Genomic DNA, 13,322 nt, shown 5'->3' with positions numbered 1-13,322 from the left:
ACGGCTGGGGACTCTCCCGCGCGGATTCAAGCGGCCGGTATGCAGTTGGCGGCCACATCATTGCACGTCGCACCCGTGCCCGTCAGGGCCCGCATCCGTCACCGGCCCGTGGCAGCGCGCGCACCCGCCGTCGGCACAGGCTCCATTACCTTCTCTTTACCGCCGGCCGGCGCCCCTGTCCCCGGTCGGTTTTCTGCCCGCCGGCGGTAAAGAGAAGGTAATGGAGCCTGTGCCGACGGCGGGTGCGCGCGCTGCCACGGGCCGGTGACGGATGCGGGCCCTGACGGGCACGGGTGCGACGTGCAATGATGTGGCCGCCAACTGCATACCGGCCGCTTGAATCCGCGCGGGAGAGTCCCCAGCCGTCTGCGCTGGGGCGCCGAAGGAGCAAGTCCCTCCCTTGAATCTCTCAGGCCCCGTTACCGCGCGGGCGAGGCACATCTGAAAAGCGGGTCGCTGTGACAGTGGCTCCACCCAAGGTGCAAGCCGTGGTCGCCCCCGTGGCGGTCCCGGCGAACCTCTCAGGTTCCGATGACAGATGGGGAGGAACGTTCCTCGCCCCATCCCTGTTGCCCTGGGAGACGACCGACCGATGAGCAGTACCGAACTCCGACACACCGCGCTGGACGCCGTGCACCGCTCGCTCGGTGCGACGATGACCGACTTCGCGGGCTGGGACATGCCCCTGCGCTACGGCTCCGAGCGCGACGAGCACGTGGCCGTGCGGACCAAGGCGGGCCTGTTCGACCTCTCCCACATGGGCGAGATCACCGTCACCGGCGCCGAGGCGGCCGCCTTCCTGAACCACGCCCTGGTCGGCAACATCGCCTCCGTCGGCGTCGGCCGCGCCCGCTACACCATGATCTGCCGGGCCGACGGCGGCATCCTGGACGACCTGATCGTCTACCGGCTCGCCGAGACCGAGTACATGGTCGTCGCCAACGCCTCCAACGCCCAGGTGGTCCTGGACGCGCTGACCGAGCGCGCGGCGGGCTTCGACGCCGAGGTCCGCGACGACCGGGACGCCTACGCCCTGATCGCCGTGCAGGGCCCCGAGTCCCCCGGCATCCTCGCCTCGCTCACCGACGCCGACCTGGACGGCCTGAAGTACTACGCCGGGCTGCCCGGCACGGTCGCCGGCGTCCCCGCGCTGATCGCCCGCACCGGCTACACCGGCGAGGACGGCTTCGAGCTGTTCGTGAAGCCCGAGCACGCCGTCGAGCTGTGGCAGGCGCTGACCAAGGCCGGCGAGGGCGTCGGCCTGGTGCCGTGCGGCCTGTCCTGCCGCGACACGCTGCGCCTGGAGGCGGGCATGCCGCTGTACGGGCACGAGCTGACCACCGCCCTGACCCCCTTCGACGCCGGGCTCGGCCGCGTGGTCAAGTTCGAGAAGGAGGGCGACTTCGTCGGGCGCGCGGCGCTCACCGAGGCCGCCGCCCGCGCCGAGCAGAACCCGCCGCGCGTCCTGGTCGGGCTGATCGCCGAGGGCCGCCGCGTCCCGCGCGCCGGGTACGCGGTGGTCGCCGGCGGCCAGGTGATCGGCGAGGTCACCTCCGGCGCCCCCTCCCCCACCCTGGGCAAGCCGATCGCCATGGCCTACGTCGACGCGGCGCACGCGGCGCCGGGCACCGAGGGTGTCGGCGTGGACATCCGCGGCAACCACGAGCCCTACGAGGTCGTGGCGCTGCCGTTCTACAAGCGCCGGAAGTAACCGGCGAGCCCGGTCCCGCTCCCGCCCGGCGCCGGGCGGGCACGTGACCCTGCGCACATTCACCCGCCCAGCGGCGGTACCCGCACTCCCCCCGTCATCAGCACTCCCGCGCGTACAGGAGAATTCAGGCCATGAGCAACCCCCAGCAGCTGCGTTACAGCAAGGAGCACGAGTGGCTGTCGGGCGCCGACGAGGACGGCGTCTCGACGATCGGCATCACCGAGTTCGCGGCCAACGCGCTCGGCGATGTGGTCTACGCCCAGCTCCCGGCCGTCGGCGACACCGTGACCGCGGGCGAGACCTGCGGTGAGCTGGAGTCCACCAAGTCGGTCTCCGACCTGTACTCCCCGGTCACCGGCGAGGTCACCGCGATCAACGAGAACGTCGTGGACGACCCGTCGCTCGTGAACTCCGAGCCCTTCGAGGGCGGCTGGCTGTTCAAGGTCCGCGTCTCGCAGGAGCCGCAGGACCTGTTCTCCGCCGCCGAGTACGACGCCCACATCGCCGGCTGAGGAGTCGCCGCCCCATGACTGTCCTGAACACGCCCCTGCACGAGCTGGACCCCGAGGTCGCGGCCGCGGTCGACGCCGAGCTGCTGCGCCAGCAGTCCACGCTGGAGATGATCGCGTCCGAGAACTTCGCGCCGCTCGCGGTGATGGAGGCGCAGGGCTCGGTCCTCACCAACAAGTACGCCGAGGGCTACCCGGGCCGCCGCTACTACGGCGGCTGCGAGCACGTCGACGTCACCGAGCAGATCGCCATCGACCGGCTCAAGGAGCTGTTCGGCGCCGAGTACGCCAATGTGCAGCCCCACTCCGGCGCCTCCGCCAACCAGGCGGCCCTGTTCGCGCTGGCCCAGCCCGGGGACACCATCCTCGGCCTGGACCTGGCGCACGGCGGCCACCTCACCCACGGGATGCGGCTGAACTTCTCCGGCAAGCAGTTCGACGTGGTCGCCTACCACGTGGACGAGGAGACCGGCCTGGTCGACATGGCCGAGGTCGAGAAGCTCGCCAAGGAGCACCGCCCCAAGGTGATCATCGCCGGCTGGTCGGCGTACCCGCGGCAGCTGGACTTCGCCGCGTTCCGCCGGATCGCCGACGAGGTCGAGGCCTACCTGTGGGTCGACATGGCGCACTTCGCGGGCCTGGTCGCGGCGGGGCTGCACCCGAACCCGGTCGAGCACGCGGACGTGGTCACCTCCACGACCCACAAGACCCTGGGCGGCCCGCGCGGCGGCGTCATCCTGGCGAAGAAGGAGTTCGCGAAGAAGCTGAACTCCTCCGTCTTCCCGGGTTTCCAGGGCGGCCCCCTGGAGCACGTGATCGCGGCCAAGGCGGTCTCCTTCAAGATCGCCGCCTCGGAGGACTTCAAGGAGCGCCAGCGCCGTACGGTGGAGGGTGCCCGCATCCTCGCCGAGCGCCTGACGGCCGCCGACGCCCGCGAGGCCGGGGTGAACGTGCTGTCCGGCGGCACGGACGTGCACCTGATCCTGGTGGATCTGCGCGACTGCGAGCTGGACGGCCGGCAGGCCGAGGACCGCCTCCACGAGGTGGGCATCACGGTCAACCGCAACGCGGTCCCGAACGACCCGCGCCCCCCGATGGTCACCTCGGGTCTGCGGATCGGCACGCCCGCCCTCGCCACCCGCGGCTTCACGGCCGAGGACTTCGCCGAGGTCGCGGACGTGATCGCCGAGGCGCTCAAGCCGTCGTACGACGCGGAGTCCCTCAAGGCCCGGGTGCAGACCCTGGCCGACAAGCACCCGCTTTACCCGGGTCTGAGCAAGTAAGTCACCCGGTGGGGCACTCGACGGAGAGTGCCCCACCACTGCCCCAAGGAGTGACCGTGGCCATCTCGGTCTTCGACCTGTTCTCGATCGGCATCGGTCCGTCCAGTTCCCACACGGTGGGCCCGATGCGCGCGGCGCGGATGTTCGCCCGCCGGCTGCGCAACGAGGGCCTGCTGGACTCGGTCGCCGCCCTGCGCTGCGAGCTGTACGGCTCGCTCGGCGCGACCGGGCACGGCCACGGCACCCCCAAGGCGGTCCTGCTCGGACTGGAGGGCGCCTCCCCCCGCACGGTGGACGTGGAGACCGCGGACGACCGGATCGAGTCGATCAAGCGGACGGGCCGGCTCTCCCTGCTCGGCGAGCACGAGATCGCCTTCTCCTTCGACGACGACCTGGTCCTGCACCGCCGCAAGGCCCTGCCCTACCACGCCAACGGCATGACGGTGTGGGCGTACGACGCCTCGGGCGCGGAGGTGCTGACCAAGACCTACTACTCGGTCGGCGGCGGCTTCGTCGTGGACGAGGACGCGGTCGGCGCGGACCGGATCGTGCTGGACGACACGGTCCTCAAGTACCCCTTCCGCACGGGCGACGAGCTGCTGCGCCTGACGAAGGAGACCGGCCTGTCGATCTCCTCGCTGATGCTGGAGAACGAGCGCGCCTGGCGCACCGAGGAAGAGATCCGCACGGGCCTGCTGGAGATCTGGCGCGTGATGCGCGCGTGCGTGCAGCGGGGGATGACCCGCGAGGGCATCCTGCCCGGCGGCCTCAAGGTGCGCCGGCGCGCGGCCGTCTCCGCCCGTCAGCTGCGCGCCGACGGCGATCCGCTGGCGCACGCGATGGAGTGGATCACGCTCTACGCGATGGCGGTGAACGAGGAGAACGCGGCCGGCGGCCGGGTGGTGACCGCCCCGACGAACGGCGCGGCCGGCATCATCCCCGCCGTACTGCACTACTACATCAACTTCGTGCCGAACGCGGACGAGGACGGCGTGGTCCGCTTCCTGCTGGCCGCGGGCGCGATCGGCATGCTCTTCAAGGAGAACGCCTCCATCTCCGGCGCCGAGGTCGGCTGCCAGGGCGAGGTGGGCTCCGCCTGCTCCATGGCGGCGGGCGCGCTCGCCGAGGTGCTGGGCGGCACGCCCGAGCAGGTGGAGAACGCGGCCGAGATCGGCATGGAGCACAACCTGGGCCTGACCTGCGACCCGGTCGGCGGCCTGGTGCAGATCCCGTGCATCGAGCGCAACGGCATGGCCGCGGTGAAGGCGGTCACGGCCGCCAAGATGGCGATGCGCGGCGACGGTTCGCACAAGGTCTCCCTCGACAAGGTCATCAAGACCATGAAGGAGACCGGCGCGGACATGTCGGTGAAGTACAAGGAGACGGCGCGGGGCGGGCTCGCGGTGAACATCATCGAGTGCTAGACGAGTAGTTCCGATGTGGCTCAGTGGTCGTAGGCGATCAGTGACCTGGTGATGGGTGCGCCGATGGTGCGGTTGTGCCAAATTGCGCAGGTCATCGCCAGGATCCGTTGGGCCACGCGGACGCCGACGCCTTCGATGGTGCGGCCGCCGTGCTGTTCGAGGTCGAGCTGGCCCTTGAGGGTGTCGTTGACCGACTCGATCAGCTGGCGCACGGTCTTGAGCAGGCCCTCTCCCGGGCGTGGAGTGCCGCGGTTGCGGTAGGAGGGCCGCAGCAGGCTGATGCCGCGGGCGGCGAGAAAGCGGTCCAGTTCGGCGGCGATGTAGCCCTTGTCGGCCAGGATGAGCAGGCCGGCCCGGTCGGTGGCCAGGTGCGGCTCGTTGTCGATCAGGGCGGCCAGCACCTGCCGTTCGTCGATCTTCGGGTCAGCGAGGGCCCAGGTGACGGGCAGGCCGGCTGGGGTGCACACCAGGTGCAGCTTCAGGCCCCAGTAGAAGCGGGAGTGAGAGCGGCAGTAGCCGTAGCCCGCCCAGCCGGCCAGGTCGGAACGTTTGACGGTCTCCCGCGAGCGGGCGCACTCCACGGGGGTGGAGTCCACGATCCACACCGGGTCCAGCCACAGGTCGGTGTCCGCAGCCAGGGACCGGATCACCTGTTTGACCAGCCCCAGGGCGGCCCGCAGGCGCTTGTTGTACGCCGGCCGCTGGGGCAGGTAGGGGAACATCGCGTGCAGGTGGGCGTGGGCGAAGCGCAGCCAGCGGGCCTCGCAGTGGAAGCCCAGCATGGCCTGGGCCACGGCCAGGGTGACCAGTTCGGCGTCGGTCAGCCGAGGCGGCCGGCCGCGTCGGCGCGGGGTCTTCAGACGGTCGTCGATGTGCACGTACAGTGCGGTCAAGAGGGTGTCTAACTCGGTCGTCACAACCCGATGTTGGGCACCCTCCCCACGTCCGTGAACCCCGCATTCGGAACTACTCGTCTAGGGCCTCGAAGACCCTGGGGAGGCAGGTCCCCGCGGGCGCTGCCCGCCTGTGAGCGCGGGCCGTCCGTGGCGGTCAGGAGGTGGTCGCCGTCGGCCCGCCCCGGCCGGCCTCCAGGAACGGGCGGAGCAGGGCGAGCAGCGCCTGCGGCCGGTGCAGCGGAATGATGTGGCCGCAGTCCTCGACGAGGTGCCCGGTGAGGTCGTCGGCGATCGGACGGAGCTGGCGCTCCAGCGCGGCGCCGACGGGATGCGCGCCCACCGCCATCGTCGGCACCGTCAGCCGCGCGGCTGCCACGGCTTGCTCGATCTGCGCCGCGCTTTGCGGCAGTGCCCGGTAGTAGGAGAACGCGCAGCGCAGTGCCTGGCGGCCGGTGTAGGCGCGGGTGAAGGCGTCCCGCAGCGGCGGGCGCACCCCGTCTCCGAGGGTGCCGGCGCGGAGGAACCAGTCGACGTAGTCGGCCTCCCGGCCTTCCAGGACCGTCTCGGCCAGGTCCGGAACGGCATGGAAGCCGAACCACCACGGAGGGCCGGCGGTGAGGAAGTCCTCGGCGCCGGGAAGCCTGCCCAGCAAGGACTCCATGACGACGAGCCGCCGCACCCGGTCGGGACGGCGCAGGGCGAGGAGGAAGGCCGGCGGGGTGCCGGCGTCGATGCCCACCACGGCGGCCGAGGACACCCCGAGCGCCGTGAGCAGGGCCGCGGCGTCGTCGGCCAGGGACTCCGCGTCGTACCCGGTCGCGGCTCGGCCGCTGGCGCCGAACCCCCGCAGGTCCGGCGCGATGACCTGGTACCGGTCGGACAGGTCCGCCATGACGTCCATCCACACTTCCCAGGTGTGGGGGAAGCCGTGCAGCAGCAGGACGGCCGGACCCGAGCCGGCCACGGCCACGTTCAGCTCGATGCCGTTGACGGATACGGAATGCAACTCGGGCAAGGAGAACTCCAGGTGCGGGCTGGTAACCAAAGGTGACAACCACACGTTAGGGAACTAACCTCGGCCCTCCAAGAAGGCACTTTTCGTTCAGGTGGTGAGTTGCAGGTGACCACGGCGAAGCCGGCCCCGCGCGGAGACCTGTTCGATCCCCGGTGCCCGACACGGCAGTTGCTCGACCGCATCGGCACCAAGTGGACCTCGATGACGGTCAAGGTGCTGGCCGAGGCGGCCCCGGGCGAGGTCCGCTTCGCCGAACTGCGGCGCCGCATGCCGGGCATCTCGCAGAAGATGCTCTCCGTCACCCTGCGCGGCCTCGTCCGCGACGGCCTGGTGTCGCGCCGCGTGGAACCCACCGTGCCGCCCGGCGTCCACTACCGGCTCACCGGTCTCGGCCTGTCCCTCGAAGGCCCGCTGTCCGCGCTGCGCACCTGGGCCGAGGCGCACGTGGCGGACATCGAGCGCAACAACCGGCTCGCCGACGGCCTGGACCAGCCCGCCGACGACGCCTGAACGGGCGTCCGCGCCGGCGGGCACCCCGGGGCGCGCCGTACCGCGCCGACGGGGTTCACCGGGCTCCGGCGTGAGCGGACGCGCCGCCGTCGGCGGTTGCGGCCGGCCGCGCATCGATGGGGTCCGGCGTCGTGGACGCCCCGCGACCGGGGCACGTTTCCGGGGGGTCGTGCGGCGGGCACACACTCTGCATGCTCCACGGCATCGACGTAAGTTCCTTCCAGTCCACGTCATATGACACGGACGGTCTCTCGTTCGTCTTCATGAAGGCGACGGAGGGCCGTTCGTACGTCAATCCCCGGCTCACCGCCCAGACCAAGACAGGCCGCGACGCCGGGCTGGTCGTGGGCTTCTACCATTTCCTGTGGCCCGGCGATCTCACCGCGCAGGCCGAGTACTTCCTCCAGCACGCCCCGGAGCGCCCCGGCGACATCCTGGCCGTCGACTGGGAAGGCACCAGCGACGGCAGTCACGCCAGCAACGCGGAGAAGGACTCGTTCATCCGCAAGCTGAAGCACCTGCGGCCGCACAACAAGGTCGTGCTCTACACCAACAGGGACTACTGGCTGAACGTCGACCGCACCTCGTACGCGGGGGACGGCCTCTGGATCGCCGACTACGTCACCGCGGGCAAGCCCCGCATCAAGGCCAAGTGGCGCTTCCACCAGTACGCGAGCCAGCCCCACGACAAGGACGTGGCCGACTTCGCGTCCAAGGCGGCGCTGAAGGAGTGGGCGGGCGGCTGACGCGCCCAGGGGTGCCCGCTCCGGGCGGAAGGGGCACCCCTGTCGAGCGGGGTCACTTGTTCAGGTAGGTCCAGAACTCGTCGAAGGACAGGACCTTGTCGCCGTTGAGGTCGCGGGAGCCGATGATGGCTTCCGCCACCGTGTCGGTGACGTTCCAGTCGCCCCCCTGGGCCAGGGCGGACTTGAACTCGGCGGCGGTGATGAACCCGTCGCCGTCCGCGTCGATCCGCTGGAATTCCTTGCGTGCTGCCTCGATGTCCGCCACCGATCCGCCCCTTTTCGTTCGTGTTTCTCGTGCCGTGCAGGCGTACTGACGCTGGTCAGATTAGCTGTCCGTGCGGGCGCGGAGTGCGGCGACCACCCAGGCGAAGTCCTCGGTGTGCAGTGGTGCCGGGGTGCGGTTGACGAGGGCGATCAGTTCTCGGTAGCGGGCGACGCGCTCGTCGAAGCCGGCCGTCATGCGGTCCAGCAGGTCGGCCCGGTCGGCGTCGCCGAAGAGGTCGTGCAGCACCTGGTCCGCCTCCGGTGACCCGGGGTCGATGCCGCGTTCGCGGGCCGGGGCGGCCACCTCCACGAGCCGCTTGGCGAACCATAGGGAGCGGCCGCGGCCCCGGCCCGGCTCCCCGTCCGCCGCGTTGGCCTCCAGCGCCCGGCGCATCCGGGCACGGAAGTCCGGGTCCTGGATCATCTCCGCCAACTCCACCCAGGCGTCGACCTCTTCGGGGGTGGGGTCGTCCGCCAGGTCGACGGTGGTGGCGCGCATGCGCTCGCGCAGCTCGGGGTCGACGACGTCGAGTCCGTGCAGGGTCTGCGCCACGAACTCCGCCATGATGCGCTGCCGTTCGGCGGCCGACAGCCGGGCCAGTCTGTTCATCAGGGTCGTCTCCTCCGTGGTCGAGCCGCGCCGTGCGACGGTCGACAGCACCGCGCGGGTCACCCTCAGCGATCTGATCTGTGCGTCGAGGGCCGCCACATGGGTCGCCGCGACCTCCGCCACGGTCCGCTCCCCCGCCACCACCCGGCGCACGTCGTCCAGGCCGAGGCCCAGCTCGCGCAGGGTGCGGATCAGTTCCAGGCGGGCCACCGAGGCGGCGTCGTAGAGGCGGTAGCCGCCGGGGGAGCGGGTCACCGGGGTGAGCACGCCCTCGTCGGACCAGTAGCGGATGGTGCGCACGGACAGTCCGGTGGCCCTGGCCAGCTCGCCGATGGTGAGAAGTCCGGTGCCGTCGTCGTTCATGTCTGGGAGTCTGGTCCTTCCAGTGGGTGGAGACTCAAGGAGCGGCCGTGGAGACCTTGCGGGAGATGCTCGACCGCGTGGCGCGGGACGTCTTTCCGGCGGCGGACGGCCGTACCCGCGTCGTGCCGCAGCCCTCGCCCCGGGACGCGGGGGTGCTGGCGTTCACCGCGCACTGCGTCGTCGTCACGGACGAGGATCCCGCATGGGTGTACGAGGTGCTGCGCGACCTGGACTGCGATCCGCCGGCGGGCGCCCTGCACCCGGCGTTCCTGGCCGCGCTGGCGGAGCGGACCGGGCGGCGGGCGGAGACGGTGGACGCGCTGCTGGTGGGCACCCCGCTGCCGGGCGCCCCCGACCTCGCGCTGACCGAGATCCGGGACGCCGGCCATCCGCGGATCCGGTACGCCCGCGAGCGCCGCGAGGAGGTGCGGGCCTGGCAGGCGGACGGCGGGGTGCTGGTGCTGGGGCGCGGGATGGCCGGGCGGCTGGAGGTCGCGGTGGAGGTGGACGAGCGGGCGCGGGAGAAGGGGCTGGGGCGGTCGCTCGCGGGGGCCGCCCGGCAGCTGGCCGGTGAGCCGCTGTGGGCACAGGTGGCGCCGGGGAACGCCCGGAGCCTGCGGGCGTTCCAGGCGGCCGGTTACCGCGCGGTCGGCGCGGAGCTGCTGCTTCAGCGGAAGATGCCCGTGTGCCCCAGTGAGTAGCGGCCCGGCTGGGGGTAGACGGCGAGGCCGTGCGGGCCGCTGCCGACCGGGATGCGGGCCAGTTCCCTCCCGGTGCCGGTGTCGATGGCGTACACCTCGGCGTCGTACCGCCCGGACAGCCACAGGACCTTGCCGTCGGCGGAGACGCCGCCCATGTCGGGGCTGCCGCCGCCGCCCCCGCCGCCCCCCCCCCCCCCCCCCCGCCCGCCCCCCCCCGGGTGATCGAGCTCCCCGCCCCCCCGGCGGCGAGCGCGCCCCCCGCGACGAGCCCGGCACCCGCGCGCAGCACATCACGACGGTTGGTGGTGGTCACGCGGGCCATTTAAAGCATGAAAGGTAAGAAAAGCGCGTTTTGCCCGAATCGTTCGACCGTGCACGCGTCGCGCCACCGTGCCGCCACGCCACCGGCCGCCCCCTCCGGCGCCAAGGGCCTCCCTACCGGTCACTCACCCGCATCTCGAACCACGTCGTCTTGCCGCGCGGCAGCAGATCGACGCCCCAGCGGTCGGAGAGCTTGTCGACCAGGAAGAGGCCGCGGCCGCTGACGTCCAGGTCCTGGACCGGCATCAGACAGGGCAGCCCGCGCGAGGGGTCGCGGACCTCGACCCGCGTCCAGCCGGGGCGGCAGCGCATCCGCAGCCCGAAGACCCGGGCGCCGGTGTGCCGTACGGCGTTGCCGACCAGTTCGGAGACGAGCAGGACCGTGTCCTCGGTCAGCTTGGGGCCGAGCCGCCAGGTGCGCAGCACGACGACCTGGGCGAGGCGGCGCGCGGTGGCGGCGGATTCCGGGCGGGACGGCAGCTGCACCTCGCGCTCCGTCGGATCGCCGAACAGTTCGAGCGCCTTGAGCGCCTGTTCGTCCTCGACCGTGGGCGACCAGCGTGCCACGGACGCGCGGCTGTGTCCCCGCGGCTGTTCGATGCCCTCCAGCCCCGCCATGCCCCCATGATGGCCGTCCCGCGCCTCCTTGGTGGGCGTTCCGGAGGAATACGCCCCCCGCACGCCCCCGTCCCGCCTCGCCCGAACGGCATATGCCGCTGACATCTCAGCTTCCGGTACACCCTGGCTGAGCTGCGGTGATGACTCACTTTCGGGCAATCGCCGGGCTCCCTCGACGTGACGGGCTTAAGGGTGCCTTAAGGCTCCCATAATCCGCCCCATCGAGGGACGCGAATAAGACGGCACGTCAACTATGCGTGGACGCAAGGTAGTTCATTCAACTATCACCGGTCGGTTGTCGCGAACGGGCGGCCGTTCAGAGGAACTTGGCCTTGCCCGGTCCCTCCTCGACGAAGCTGCGCATGCCCCGCTCGCGGTCCTCGGTGGCGAACAGGCCCGCGAACCAGTTGCGCTCGACGGCGAGCCCGGTGTCGATGTCGGTCTCCAGACCGGTGTCGACGGACTCCTTGGCGGCGCGCAGCGCGATGGCCGGGCCCTGGGCGAGCCGCGCGGCCCAGGCGTGCGCCTGCTCGTAGACCTCGGCGGCCGGGACGACCCGGTCCACCAGGCCGATCGCGAGGGCCTCGTCGGCCTTGACCATGCGGCCGGTGAAGATGAGGTCCTTGGCCTTGGAGGGGCCGACCAGCCGGGGCAGGCGCTGGGTGCCGCCGGCGCCCGGGATCAGGCCGAGCAGGATCTCGGGCTGGCCGAGCTTGGCGTTCTCGGCGGCGATGCGGTAGTCGGCGCACAGGGCGAGTTCGCAGCCGCCGCCGAGCGCGTATCCGGTGACGGCGGCGACGACGGGCTTGGGGATGCGGGCCACGGCGGTGAAGGAGTCCTGGAGGGCGCGGGCGCGCAGGACCATCGCGGTGTGGTCCATGTTCTGCATCTCCTTGATGTCCGCGCCCGCCGCGAACACCCGCTCCCCGCCGTAGATCACCACGGCGCGCACGTCCTCGCGGCGCGTGGCCTCCTCGGCGAGTTCCTTCAGCCGGTCCTGGGTGGCGACGTCCAGCGCGTTCATCGGGGGACGGTCCAGGCGCAGGGTGCCGACGCCTTCGGCGACTTCGAGAGTGACGGTCATGCAGGTCAGGTTAACGGCCACTAACGGCGGCGGGCCCGGTGCCGTAGGTCACAGCACCGGGCCCGCGCACGGACCGGGTCCTACTTCTTCCAGTCCGCCCAGGACATGTTCCAGCCGTTGAACCCGTTGCCCGGGTCCACGGTGCGCTCGTGGGAGCGCTTGACGACCACCACGTCGCCGATGATCGAGTGGTTGAAGAACCAGGCGGCCGGGGTCGAGGAGTCGTACCCGCCCTTCACGTCGCGCAGACCGATGCAGCCGTGGCTGGCGTTGTAGTTGCCGAAGGCGCCGCCGCCCCAGTAGTTGCCGTGGGCGAAGGTGCCGGAGGTGGTCAGGCGCATGGCGTGCGGGACGTCCTTGATGTCGTACTCGCCGCCGTAGCCGACCGTCTCGCCGTTCATCCGGGTCACGCTCAGCTTCTCGCTGATGACCATCTGGCCGTTCCAGGTGTCGTAGCCGGGCTTGCCGGTGGTGACCGGGAGGGTCTTGATCGTCTTGCCGTCCCGGGTGACCGTCATGGTGTGCTTGCTCGCGTCCACGACGGAGACCTGGCTGCGGCCGATGGTGAACTTCACGGTCTTGTGCTGCTTGCCGTAGACGCCGTCGCGGCCCTGGACGCCGTCCAGGTCGAGGTCGACGGTGACCTTGGTGCCGGCCTTCCAGTAGTGCTCGGGGCGGAAGTCCAGGCGGTCGTTGCCGAACCAGTGGCCCTCGACGTCCACGGGCGGGTCGGTCTTGATCCTGATGGACTTCTCCACGGCGTCCGGGTGGGTGATGCCCCGGGTGAAGTTGACCGAGAACGGCATCCCGACGCCGACGGTGGAGCCGTCGTCGGGGGTGAAGTTGCCGATGAAGGTGCTCTTCGGCGTGAGGGTGGTGAAGCTGGAGTCCTTGGCGGTCGCGCGTCCGTCGGTGTCCTTGGCGACCGCGTGCACGGTGTACTCGGTGTCGGCGGCCAGATGCGACGACGGCGTCCATGTGGTGCCGCCGCCGGTGATGCTGCCGTCGACCGTCGCGCCCTTCGTGTCCTTGACGGTGACCTCGGTGAGCTTGCCCCGGGCCGCGCTGACCTTGAGCGCTCCGCTGGTGTCGACGTCCGTGGCGCCCGCCGCGGGCGCCACGGACGTCGACACCAGCGGAGCGCTCAAGGTCAGCGCGGCCCGGGGCAAGCTCACCGAGGTCACCGTCAAGGACACGCTCCACGCGACCGTCGCCGGCCCCCTCTCCGGCGACGCCACCGCCTGGACGCCGCCGTCGCATCCGGCCG

At 71.3% G+C, this 13,322-nt stretch carries 15 protein-coding genes, 1 pseudogene and 2 riboswitches; of the genes and pseudogenes, 8 read left to right on the top strand and 8 right to left on the bottom strand.

Annotated features, from left to right (window positions below):
• The first annotated feature begins 337 nt into the window (after positions 1-337).
• Positions 338-435: riboswitch (glycine riboswitch) on the top strand.
• Positions 436-548: riboswitch (glycine riboswitch) on the top strand.
• Positions 549-592: 44 nt separating this feature from the next.
• The 4 genes from gcvT (at position 593) to FRZ03_RS36565 (ending at position 4,927) form a co-directional block, all read left to right on the top strand.
• Positions 593-1,711, top strand: a complete 1,119-nt coding sequence (gene gcvT / locus FRZ03_RS36580; protein WP_146469374.1) for a glycine cleavage system aminomethyltransferase GcvT — start codon at positions 593-595, stop codon at positions 1,709-1,711.
• Between the two features lie 131 nt (positions 1,712-1,842).
• Complete coding sequence (gene gcvH, locus FRZ03_RS36575; RefSeq protein ID WP_074993390.1) at positions 1,843-2,223, top strand: glycine cleavage system protein GcvH; 381 nt, start codon at positions 1,843-1,845, stop codon at positions 2,221-2,223.
• Positions 2,224-2,237: 14 nt separating this feature from the next.
• Positions 2,238-3,503, top strand: coding sequence for a serine hydroxymethyltransferase (gene glyA, locus FRZ03_RS36570; protein WP_146469373.1), 1,266 nt, complete (start codon positions 2,238-2,240; stop codon positions 3,501-3,503).
• Between the two features lie 56 nt (positions 3,504-3,559).
• A complete protein-coding gene (locus tag FRZ03_RS36565) occupies positions 3,560-4,927 on the top strand; it encodes an L-serine ammonia-lyase (protein ID WP_146464360.1) in 1,368 nt (455 codons plus the stop codon).
• A 20-nt stretch (positions 4,928-4,947) separates the two neighbouring features.
• On the opposite strand, the gene FRZ03_RS36560 is transcribed toward FRZ03_RS36565, so the two are convergent.
• Positions 4,948-5,844 carry an IS982 family transposase gene (locus FRZ03_RS36560; RefSeq protein WP_146467180.1) on the bottom strand — a complete coding sequence of 299 codons (897 nt, stop codon included), beginning with the start codon at positions 5,842-5,844 and terminating at the stop codon, positions 4,948-4,950.
• A gap of 133 nt (positions 5,845-5,977) precedes the next feature.
• Positions 5,978-6,838: an alpha/beta fold hydrolase gene (locus tag FRZ03_RS36555; RefSeq protein ID WP_146465205.1), complete on the bottom strand. Its 861-nt coding sequence runs from the start codon at positions 6,836-6,838 to the stop codon at positions 5,978-5,980.
• Positions 6,839-6,943: 105 nt separating this feature from the next.
• Between FRZ03_RS36555 and FRZ03_RS36550 the strand changes: the two genes are divergently transcribed.
• Both FRZ03_RS36550 and FRZ03_RS36545 read left to right on the top strand, forming a co-directional pair.
• On the top strand, positions 6,944-7,348 hold the full coding sequence (locus tag FRZ03_RS36550; RefSeq protein WP_146467877.1) for a winged helix-turn-helix transcriptional regulator: 405 nt from the start codon (positions 6,944-6,946) through the stop codon (positions 7,346-7,348).
• Between the two features lie 191 nt (positions 7,349-7,539).
• On the top strand, positions 7,540-8,094 hold the full coding sequence (locus FRZ03_RS36545; protein WP_146467878.1) for a GH25 family lysozyme: 555 nt from the start codon (positions 7,540-7,542) through the stop codon (positions 8,092-8,094).
• Positions 8,095-8,146: 52 nt separating this feature from the next.
• Here FRZ03_RS36545 and FRZ03_RS36540 read toward each other — a convergent pair whose 3' ends face one another.
• Together FRZ03_RS36540 and FRZ03_RS36535 are read right to left on the bottom strand one after the other, a co-directional pair.
• Positions 8,147-8,359, bottom strand: coding sequence for an EF-hand domain-containing protein (locus FRZ03_RS36540; RefSeq protein ID WP_070023098.1), 213 nt, complete (start codon positions 8,357-8,359; stop codon positions 8,147-8,149).
• 60 nt (positions 8,360-8,419) lie between these two features.
• Positions 8,420-9,331 carry a MerR family transcriptional regulator gene (locus tag FRZ03_RS36535; RefSeq protein WP_146467879.1) on the bottom strand — a complete coding sequence of 304 codons (912 nt, stop codon included), beginning with the start codon at positions 9,329-9,331 and terminating at the stop codon, positions 8,420-8,422.
• 47 nt (positions 9,332-9,378) lie between these two features.
• On the opposite strand from FRZ03_RS36535, the gene FRZ03_RS36530 reads away from it, so the two are divergent.
• Positions 9,379-10,032, top strand: a complete 654-nt coding sequence (locus tag FRZ03_RS36530) for a GNAT family N-acetyltransferase (RefSeq protein WP_146469372.1) — start codon at positions 9,379-9,381, stop codon at positions 10,030-10,032.
• On the opposite strand, the pseudogene FRZ03_RS36525 reads toward FRZ03_RS36530, so the two are convergent.
• From FRZ03_RS36525 to FRZ03_RS36510, 4 genes and pseudogenes are all read right to left on the bottom strand, one after another.
• Positions 9,999-10,202, bottom strand: a pseudogene (locus FRZ03_RS36525) (YncE family protein); the annotation flags it as partial. The gene FRZ03_RS36530 and the pseudogene FRZ03_RS36525 overlap by 34 nt on opposite strands.
• 265 nt (positions 10,203-10,467) lie before the next feature.
• On the bottom strand, positions 10,468-10,971 hold the full coding sequence (locus FRZ03_RS36520; RefSeq protein WP_146469371.1) for an ATP-binding protein: 504 nt from the start codon (positions 10,969-10,971) through the stop codon (positions 10,468-10,470).
• Between the two features lie 316 nt (positions 10,972-11,287).
• Positions 11,288-12,055, bottom strand: coding sequence for an enoyl-CoA hydratase/isomerase family protein (locus FRZ03_RS36515; RefSeq protein WP_146469370.1), 768 nt, complete (start codon positions 12,053-12,055; stop codon positions 11,288-11,290).
• Between the two features lie 80 nt (positions 12,056-12,135).
• Positions 12,136-13,230 carry a L,D-transpeptidase gene (locus FRZ03_RS36510; RefSeq protein ID WP_398662091.1) on the bottom strand — a complete coding sequence of 365 codons (1,095 nt, stop codon included), beginning with the start codon at positions 13,228-13,230 and terminating at the stop codon, positions 12,136-12,138.
• On the opposite strand from FRZ03_RS36510, the gene FRZ03_RS41370 reads away from it, so the two are divergent.
• Positions 13,142-13,322, top strand: a 181-nt coding sequence (locus FRZ03_RS41370; RefSeq protein WP_398662088.1) for an Ig-like domain-containing protein, incomplete at its 3' end; no start/stop codon positions are given. The genes FRZ03_RS36510 and FRZ03_RS41370 overlap by 89 nt on opposite strands.

The sequence above is a fragment of the Streptomyces misionensis genome, assembly GCF_007896895.1.
In the GTDB taxonomy this organism is placed as follows: Bacteria; Actinomycetota; Actinomycetes; order Streptomycetales; family Streptomycetaceae; genus Streptomyces; species Streptomyces misionensis_A.
This window is presented reverse-complemented; position numbering and strand designations above follow the sequence as displayed.

Coding starts and splice junctions, on each gene's coding strand:
- gcvT (WP_146469374.1), top strand. CDS start 593: ATGAGCAGTACCGAACTCCGACACACCGCGCTGGACGCCGTGCACCGC.
- gcvH (WP_074993390.1), top strand. CDS start 1,843: ATGAGCAACCCCCAGCAGCTGCGTTACAGCAAGGAGCACGAGTGGCTG.
- glyA (WP_146469373.1), top strand. CDS start 2,238: ATGACTGTCCTGAACACGCCCCTGCACGAGCTGGACCCCGAGGTCGCG.
- FRZ03_RS36545 (WP_146467878.1), top strand. CDS start 7,540: ATGCTCCACGGCATCGACGTAAGTTCCTTCCAGTCCACGTCATATGAC.
- FRZ03_RS36535 (WP_146467879.1), bottom strand. CDS start 9,331: ATGAACGACGACGGCACCGGACTTCTCACCATCGGCGAGCTGGCCAGG.
- FRZ03_RS36520 (WP_146469371.1), bottom strand. CDS start 10,971: ATGGCGGGGCTGGAGGGCATCGAACAGCCGCGGGGACACAGCCGCGCG.
- FRZ03_RS36515 (WP_146469370.1), bottom strand. CDS start 12,055: ATGACCGTCACTCTCGAAGTCGCCGAAGGCGTCGGCACCCTGCGCCTG.